The sequence below is a fragment of the Elusimicrobiaceae bacterium genome, from assembly GCA_028700325.1.
GTDB lineage: Bacteria > Elusimicrobiota > Elusimicrobia > Elusimicrobiales > Elusimicrobiaceae > JAQVSV01.
The window spans coordinates 1-8,533 of sequence record JAQVSV010000084.1; the positions used below are offsets into that span (position 1 = coordinate 1).

Annotated in this window: 6 protein-coding genes and 1 tRNA gene; 2 read left to right on the top strand and 5 right to left on the bottom strand. The window is 56.8% G+C overall.

Annotated features, from left to right (window positions below):
• Nucleotides 1-1,108 (top strand): TIGR00366 family protein (locus PHW69_08910; GenBank protein MDD4005303.1); only part of this gene is annotated, 1,108 nt, incomplete at its 5' end.
• On the opposite strand, the gene PHW69_08915 is transcribed toward PHW69_08910, so the two are convergent.
• From PHW69_08915 to PHW69_08935, 5 genes are read right to left on the bottom strand one after another with little or no spacing between them, the layout of a single operon-like run.
• Nucleotides 1,105-2,016, bottom strand: coding sequence for a glycosyltransferase family 2 protein (locus PHW69_08915; GenBank protein ID MDD4005304.1), 912 nt, complete (start codon nt 2,014-2,016; stop codon nt 1,105-1,107). The genes PHW69_08910 and PHW69_08915 overlap by 4 nt on opposite strands.
• A gap of 1 nt (nt 2,017) precedes the next feature.
• Nucleotides 2,018-3,223 (bottom strand): O-antigen ligase family protein, encoded by a 1,206-nt coding sequence (locus PHW69_08920; GenBank protein MDD4005305.1) that lies wholly within the window; start codon nt 3,221-3,223, stop codon nt 2,018-2,020.
• 2 nt (nt 3,224-3,225) lie between these two features.
• Complete coding sequence (locus PHW69_08925; GenBank protein MDD4005306.1) at nt 3,226-4,668, bottom strand: sugar transferase; 1,443 nt, start codon at nt 4,666-4,668, stop codon at nt 3,226-3,228.
• Between the two features lie 60 nt (nt 4,669-4,728).
• A complete protein-coding gene (locus tag PHW69_08930; protein ID MDD4005307.1) occupies nt 4,729-6,195 on the bottom strand; it encodes a hypothetical protein in 1,467 nt (488 codons plus the stop codon).
• Between the two features lie 41 nt (nt 6,196-6,236).
• Nucleotides 6,237-7,511: an NAD(P)/FAD-dependent oxidoreductase gene (locus tag PHW69_08935; protein MDD4005308.1), complete on the bottom strand. Its 1,275-nt coding sequence runs from the start codon at nt 7,509-7,511 to the stop codon at nt 6,237-6,239.
• A 173-nt stretch (nt 7,512-7,684) separates the two neighbouring features.
• On the opposite strand from PHW69_08935, the gene PHW69_08940 reads away from it, so the two are divergent.
• Nucleotides 7,685-7,760 (top strand) — tRNA-Asn (locus PHW69_08940).
• The last annotated feature ends 773 nt before the right edge of the window (nt 7,761-8,533 follow it).

Here is an 8,533-nt window from a genome sequence, read left to right on the forward strand (position 1 = left end):
GCCGCAAACGCCCAAAACCGCGGTGGCGTTTGTCGCTTTTTTTTCGATGGCTTCCTCGCTGCTGTCGTGGGGGTTCAGTCTGATTTTCAGCGGACTTCTGGTGCGGGAGCTGGCTCACCGGGTGAAAGGCATGGACTACCGTGCCGCAGGCGCGGCGGCCTATCTGGGGCTGGGGTCGGTATGGGCGTTCGGACTGTCTTCTTCGGCGGCTTTGATGATGGCGACGAAAAGTTCGATCCCGCCCAAACTGCTTGAAGTGGGCGGCGTGATCCCGCTTGCGCAGACTCTTTTTCTGTGGCAGAGCATGGCAACGGCGTTTATCCTTATCGCTGTTTCGGTTGCGCTGGCTTACCTGTCCGCGCCCGCTGGCGCCCGCGCCAAAACCGCAGAACAATTCGGCATAAAATACGAACCGCAGAGTTTTGACCAGGAGCCGCGCAGACGGCCCGGGGAATGGCTCGAATACAGCCCTCTGCTAAGCGTCCTGATCGGGCTTATGCTTGCGTGGTATCTGCTGCACGAGTTCCTCACTTCGGAAAAAGGCGCGCTCGCCGCTCTGGATTTAAATACCTATAACCTGATCTTCCTCACCGCCGGCCTGTTCCTGCACGGCACGCCCAAACGGTTCGGCAAAGCCGTGAGCAACGCGGTGCCGGCGGTGGGCGGCGTGCTGATCCAGTTTCCGTTTTACGCCGTTATTTTCGGTATCATAACCGGCACGGGCATTTCGGATTTTCTGGCAGGTCTTTTCGTGAGGTTCACCACGCATTCGACTTATCCGGTTCTGGTGGCGGTTTATTCCGCGGTGATCGGCGTGTTCGTGCCGTCCGGCGGGAGCAAATGGGTGATCGAGGCGCCGTATATCCTGCAGGCGGCGAATATTCATCAGGTCAATCTCGGGTGGGTGGTGCAGATTTACAATGCGTCGGAGGCGTTGCCCAATCTGGTCAATCCGTTCTGGATGCTGCCGGTTCTGGCGATTTTAGGCATAAAGGCGCGCGATATGGTGGGGTATTCTTTCATGCAGCTGCTGCTGCATCTGCCTATTGTGCTGTGGCTGTGCTGGCTGCTGGCGGGTACGCTGCCGTATCTGCCGCCGGCGCGCTAGGTTCCGTATTTTCTCCACCAGCCGGGATTGAGCGACAGTTTAAGTATAAGCCCGCGCGGCAGCAGCCGGCAGTTTTTCCCTAGCAGGTAGCCAGCGTATTTTGCCGCGGCCCGCGCGAAAAATTCCGGATACCGCCATACGGATAAACAACTCAGCGCGCTTAGCGCATACCGTTTGCCTTCACCCTCGGCCCGGCCCAGTTCGGCCAGCACATCTTTTTCGAGCGCATGCATTACGCCGATATCGAAATAGCGCGAAAATTCACGCCGCACCGGCAGATTGTGGGAATGGTAAACGCAGGCTTCGGCGTTATAGCACAGCGTGCCGCCGCGTTTGAGCAGCTGCAGCCCGGCGCACATGTCTTCGGCAATTATGATGTCCTCCCTGAACCAGCCTGCCTGCGCCAGCGCGTTTTTGCGGTACGCGCAGAAACTGTTTGACAAAAACGCCGTTTTCAGGCCCCAGCGCGCGCGATCCTCCCAGCGACGGCGGCAGGACTTGGGCGGATAGTTGAAGTGCCGCAGATGGCTGGCGAGCGGAGTGGCGTTTTCCGCAGGCAGCTGCCGGCCGTAAACCGCCGCGACCGCCGGATCCGCAAACGGCAGGAGCAGTTTTTCAAAACAGCAGGTGTCTGCCGGTAATGCGTCGTCCGTCATGAACAGCACAATATCTCCGCATGCCGCTTTGCCGCCCGCGGTGCGGGTGCCGCCGTGGTCAAAATCCGCGCGCGGTATTACAATTACCCGCGCGCCCCGATGTCCGGCTATGGCGGCGGTATCGTCATCCGACGAACTGTCTATTACGATTATTTCATCGGGCGGCAGGGTTTGGCGGCGCGCCGAGTCGAGCAGAATCGCGAGCGGGAGCGCATTGTTCAATGTTGGTATTACCAGCGAAAGTTTTGGCATGTCAGTCGCGCGCCGAGGCCGCCGCGCAGCCGACGGCAAAAAGAACGGCAAACGCCACCACCGCATGCTGAAACGAGGTTTCGGTTATGTTCATCACATAAAACCCCGGCAGCATGGCGGCCGCCCACAGGGTGAAGGGAGTAACCGTTTTTGCCAGCGCGGACAGCGAAATCTCCCACAAGGCCGCCAGCAGCCCCAGCAGCGCCAGCAGGCCCAGCGTGCCGCGTTCCACCATGTGCTGCAAATACAGGCTGTGCACATTGCTCCAGCCGTGCTGGCCTTCAATGGGGGCGGGGTGGTAGCGGTCAAATTCCCGGGCGGTGTTGTTCTGTCCGATCCCGGCAACCGGATTGTCGCGCCAGATCAAAAGGCCCGTGCGCCACAGCGCAAGGCGGCTGTTGGTGCCGGTGTCGGCGGTGGGCGCTTCCGGCGCTGGCCTGGCGGCGGTTTCCGCTTTGCGCACAGGATTGATGAAGCGGGCAAGCGTGGCGGGCCGCGCCAGCATGTAGCCCGCGGTGACAGCTAATAACAGCGCGCAGGTTTTTGCCACCGTGCCGCGTCGGGTTTTTGCAAGCGCGAAAAGTACGGCCATGCTTACGGCAAGCCCCATAAACGCGCCGCGCGACATCGAGGACAGCAACGCCAGCATCAGCGCGCCGGACACTATTGTGTATGCGATCTGTCCTTTGCGTCCGGCGGACGAGATGCGCAGGCATACCGCCAGCGTAAGCGCAATCGCGGTCAGCTCGCCGAATGTGACCGGGTGAACGGTGGCGTGCCCTCTGGCCTGCCCTTGAGCAAACACCTGATACAGCGCGTAAACCGCCGCCGTGCAGGAACCGGCGAGATAAAGCCAGGCGAGCTGTCTCAGCCTGTCCGCCCGCAACGCGAAAAGAAAAACGAAAAAACCCGCGCATTTGAGCAGATCAGACGGCATGTAACCGAAAGCCGCTTTTCCGTCCGCAGCCAGAGCCGCGCTCAAAACCGCCGCGCCAAAAAAAAACGACCACGCCAGCGCGCCGGTTCTTGCCGGTTCGACCGGTGCGGGATACTTTTTGAAGTGAAGATGCTTGAAAAGCAGGGCAAGCAGGGCTGTCACAATTCCCGCTTCGCACAGCGACACGGACAGGTTTACCGTAAGCGCGAAAAGGCACAGGCCCAGAAATACCGTGCTGTCGCAACGGGCTTCGATAACGGAACTGTCCATGGCTAGTAAGCTCCCCGGCTGGAAATCATGGCGAACGGGGTGCGGAGCATTATCATCAGATCCATGCCGAGGCTCCAGTGTTCAATATAATAGAAGTCCAGAACCAGCATTTCGTCAAAGTCCAGATCCGCCCGGCCGCTCACCTGCCACAGCCCCGTTATGCCCGGCAATACTCGCAGGCGCTGTTTCGCGGTTTCGGAATACTGTTCATATTCGCCGACTGTAGGCGGCCGGGGCCCAATAATGCTCATCTCCCCGCGCAGTACGTTGATGAATTGAGGGAACTCGTCAATGCTCAGGCGGCGCAGCCATTTGCCCACGCGCGTCACGCGCGGATCGTTTTTAATTTTGAAAACCTGCCCGGCACGCTCGTTTAAGTGGGACAGCTGGTCTAGTTTCAGGTCAGCGTCGGCTACCATTGTGCGGAATTTATAGATGTTGAAAATGCGCCCGTTGCGCCCGACCCGCTTCTGTTTGTAAAAGACGGGCCCGCGGCTGCCCAGCCTGATAAGCAGCGCCACCAGTACAAACGGAATGAATCCGCATATCGCCACCAGCGCGCAGAACAGGAGATCGGTAAACCGTTTGGTGTAGTAGGTCGTTCCAAAAAAAGAAGTATGATAAATCTGGATTACCGGCATACCGAACGCGTGGTTTAACTGCACTTCGCCAAGCCGTGTTTCGACCATGCTCGGCACGATGAAAAGCTCAACGCCCAGAAGCTCGAACTGGTCGGCGATGGCAAGCAGGTCGTTTTTATCGAACGAGGCGTTCGCCAGAATAACGCTGTTGACGCCGCGTTCGCGCGTGAGGTCCAGCAGTTCGGTTCTGGTGAGATGCCCGGCAGTGAGGCAGTCGGGAAACTCCATCCGTTTCAGCACCGCAAGCGCGGTTTCAGCCGATTTTCCTCCGCCTACTATCAACACGGTTCGGGAGGAGCCGAAGTGCTTGAGCGCGAATTTGCGGATCAGCCGCACCGTCATGTTTCCTGCGAAAACAAGCAGCGTGGCGATCGGCAGAGTCATCGCGTACACCAGCCGGGACTGCGCAAAGCTTTTGAGCATGAAAGTGAGCGCGAATGAAAATATCACGCTTAACAGGCAGCCGTGCAGGGCGCGCACGAAAACGTCTTCCGGTTTGACCGCAAAATCCGAATACAGTTTCGCTGAGTAATAAAAAACCATCAGCCATACCGGAATGATGGCGTAGAAATTCGAGGATATCACGGAAAACGGCTGCATGGCCGGCGGCGGCAGCAGCGCCACAAGCGGCCCGAAGTGAAAGCGCAGGCTGTACGCGTAATAAAACGCGGCGGAGATAAGAATAATATCGAGCGCCATGCCGGCAAGCGGGAGCCACAGCTTTTCAAAAAAAACAGCCGACCAGGCAAACAGTTTGCCGGGGCTGCGGGAAGCGGGAGCGGTTTTTTCTGCGAGCGTGCGCATATGCTAATGTTAACATATAAGCCCGCACCCGGTCGAGGCCGGGTAAGATCGCGGCAGGGTTCAGTCAATCATTCCGGCGGACATGATTTTGGGAGCGGTAAAACGCCCTATTCCTTTTACGGCGGTTTCATAATCCCGCGCGATTATCACAACGGTGAACACCGACGGCGCTCGCTGGTAAACGTAAACCGCGTCCGGTTCCTGCTTGAGGCGATAAGATATTTCTCGAAGCGTTTCGGCCGGAACCAGCTGATGGGTTTTCAGCTGTTGCAGGCTGTCGGGATGCATCACCAGCATATAGCTGAGATCGCGTTCGGTTTTTAGCTCGGCGGGCAGTTTATTGACGGACCAGTCAATCTGGGCCGCTCTTAAGTCGGACGGGTGGATCGCGGCAATTATCGGGTCAACCAGTGACGCGCCGAAATCCTCCTCCACCAGAAACATCTTGTGAAAATACAGCTGGGGCGGCAGCCGCTCGCCGAATTCCCGGGCTATGACGCTTATGTAGCCGTCGGCGAAATCCTCATGAAATAAGGTCCGGCCGCGGGCGAGCCACTGATCCATGAACGCGAAAACGGCTTTGGTGGCGCGGTCAATATATTCGTCTTCGTAAAACGAGCGCGGGCGAGCGAAAAATGCTTTGAAAGACCGGGCATCCATAAGACTGCGGTTGGTCATTGCCGTGCCGAGCGCGGTTGCGAGCGCTTCGTTAAGCAGGTTGCGCGCAGGGGTGGACACAGGATTTTCGCTGCCCGCGAATTTCTGCCGCAGCAGGCCGGCGTTTTCCCTGCCCGGATGCGCGTAGAAATAGTGGCATGTTTCGTGAACCACAGTGGCGAGAGTTCGCTTCGGATCATCCTGCCTGTTAAATTCGGCGATCGCGTAATTGCCCAGATACTCGCCGCGCAGCATCGGCTGTCCAACGTCCGCCGCGCGGTAGATCAGCATGACGGGCAGCTCTGTTTCGTCCGGTAGCTGCACTTCGTAAAAAGCCACAAACTGGGCAAGTTTTTTCCGCAACTCGGCATTATCAAGCAGCGAATTGACCGTTTCCACATAATTCGCGCCGGCCGGATCCGCTTCGGCTTTCCACCAGTTCATGAATTTCGGGTAAAACCGGTCCACAAAATCATTCATTACCGCCTTATCGGCGGGTTCGAGCGGCTGTGCCAGTTTTTTTTTGTATGCGGACAGCGTTGCCGCCTGCATGCCCGCTATGCGCCATTTATTGATAAGATTGCGGCCGGTGTTTTTGGATTTGTACACGTCAGCCGACGAAGTGTAGCGGCGCCGCAGTTCAAGCCAGGTGTTGAAAGCCTGTCGGTCGGCGGGGTTGGCAAGGAATTTGCGGTTCCATAAGGCGGCATAATTTTCCCGGCTGCAATTGATGGCGTCACTGCTCAGGCAGTCGGCCTGATACGCGAAATTCGCGATAGGCGACCATTTCGCCCGCAATGTCACCTCGGCCCGCGCATAACCGCACAAGCAGGGTATAAGAATTGTAAAAAGCAATATTGTTTTACGCATGGATCCCTCCGCCCGGCTTCAGGCAGTATACCAATTTTGCGTTAGCCTGATCCTGCGGCCGATTCGCCCGCCAGCCAGCCGGTGGAAAACGCCTCCTGCAGATTGTATCCGCCGGTTATCCCGGCCAGATCGAGCACTTCTCCGCAGAAATAAAGTCCGTCCACAAGGCGCGACTGCATGGTGTGCGGATCAATTTCGCTCAGACTTACTCCTCCGCGCGTTATGGTGGCTTCGCCGATTCCGCGCGGTTTGGTAATATGCATTCTGAAATCGCAGAACAGCCGCGCTATTTTAGCGCGCTCGCCGGCGGTGATGCCTGCGCATTTGCGGGTGTGTTGCAGGGCGCAGCGGCCGGCCATAACAACCGCAAGCGATTTTGGCAGCGTTTCTTTTAAATATGAGGAAAAGAGTTTGGCGCCGTTGCGGGCAAAATATGATTGAAGTTCGGCCTGGAACTGTTCGGCGGTCAGGCCGGGCGTGAGATTAAGCGAAACATCCACCCGGCGGTTTTGCTCAAGCGCGTCCACCGCGGCCGCGCTCAACACCAGTATCTGCGGGCCGGATAAGCCGAAATGCGTGAATATCAGATCACCATTGGCGGAAAGCGTTTTTTTTCCGTCAGCCATAATTGTAATACTGATGTTTTTTAAAGCCAGCCCCTGCAGTTTTGAAACAAACCATTCGTCCGATTCAAGCGGTATCAGCCCAGGTTTTAGCGGGGCTATTGTGTGTCCGCATTGTCTGGCGAACGCATAGCCGTCGCCGGTGGAGCCTGTTTCAGGATAAGATAATCCTCCGGTTGCGACAATCACTTTTTGTGCGGAAATAACATCTCCGTTCGCCAATTTAACGCCGATTACCACGGCGTCGCCGCAGAGCAGTTCGGCAGCAGCGGAATTGTGAAGGATTTTTACGCCGGATCCGGCTGCAAATGATTTCAGCGCGGCGAGCACGCTAGAAGCCCTGTCATTGGAAGGAAAGATTTTGCCGTCTGGATCAGTGCGGGTCGGCACGCCCCTCGACTTGAGGAATTTTATCAACTCGGCGGGTGAGAACGCAGCTAACGCTCTGTACAGGAAATTTCCGTTGTCGCCGAACGCCGCGACGAATTGCTTGAGGGAAGAGCTGCTGGTTACGTTACAGCGTCCGCCTCCGGTCAAGAGGAGCTTGCGTCCGGGCGTGGAGTTTTTTTCGATAAGCGTTACTGCCGCGCCTAGCTCCGCGGCCCGGCCGGCCGCCATAAGCCCTGCGGGCCCTCCGCCGATGATTGCTATATTCGCGCCGGAAATTGCGCTGTTAGATATTTGCGCCGTCATTGTTTATCTTCAATGATAGCAACGAAAGCGGCATCCTGCCTATAGCGTGTCGGACCCCATTGGCCAGTATGGAACGGATAAGCCGGTTTTCCGGCCTATAAAATGTGGTGGGATTGAGCGTCTGAAGTTGGCAAAAAAGTATTTTTTTGCTATACTGGAACGGTAGGAAATATTCCCCAGTAGCTCAGCTGGTAGAGCATTCGGCTGTTAACCGAAGTGTCGCAGGTTCGAGTCCTGCCTGGGGAGCCAGCTTTTCCTAAAGATAGAACTTCTGCCCATTTAGCGCCCGGCGCGATGGGCAGTTTGTATTTTACATGGCCTCCGTCCGGCGTGTCCAGGTCTATACGCTGCACCCAAGCCCGCAGGAAGGATTTTGTCTCCGTTATCGAAGACCCGTTAAGAAAGCCGCGCAGTTCCTCCGCATAGTCCTTAAGTTCCTTCTCCGACACGTTTATCGTTTCCTTGGCCAATTCTGCCTCAAGCGCCGCTTTAACCCCGTTAAGGGTATCCAGCTGCCCCTTGATGTCCTTTATACGCGGTGCGAGGTCCCCAAGGTCTACCTGACCGGTTTCCAGCGCATTATAGAGCTTTTGCAGGCGTTTATTGACCTCGATAATCTTTAGCTCCTGTTCATGTACCCTTTCCCGCAGTGTCCCCTTTTTAGCCAGCAGTTCTTCGTTTGTGTCCCGAACAAGCATGCCTAGATGCTTCGTGGTAATGACACGCTCGCGCAACTGGGCGATTACCGCGCCTTCCAGTTTTTTGCGGGGTATGAAATGGCAGTCGCAGATGTTTTTGCCGCGCTTCAGGTAATTCTGGCAGGCGTAATAAAAAAACTTGCCGGATTTGGCTGAACTGCCCACCAGCTTGGCCCCGCATTTGCCGCAGTAGACCATTCCTGAAAGCAGATAGTCGCTTGCCACTTCGCGCGGGTGCATGATAGCGGGTGCGCGCTGCTTTATCTCAGCCTGAATCTTGGTGAAAAGTTCCTTGTCCACAAGGGCCGGATGCGCGTCAGGTAC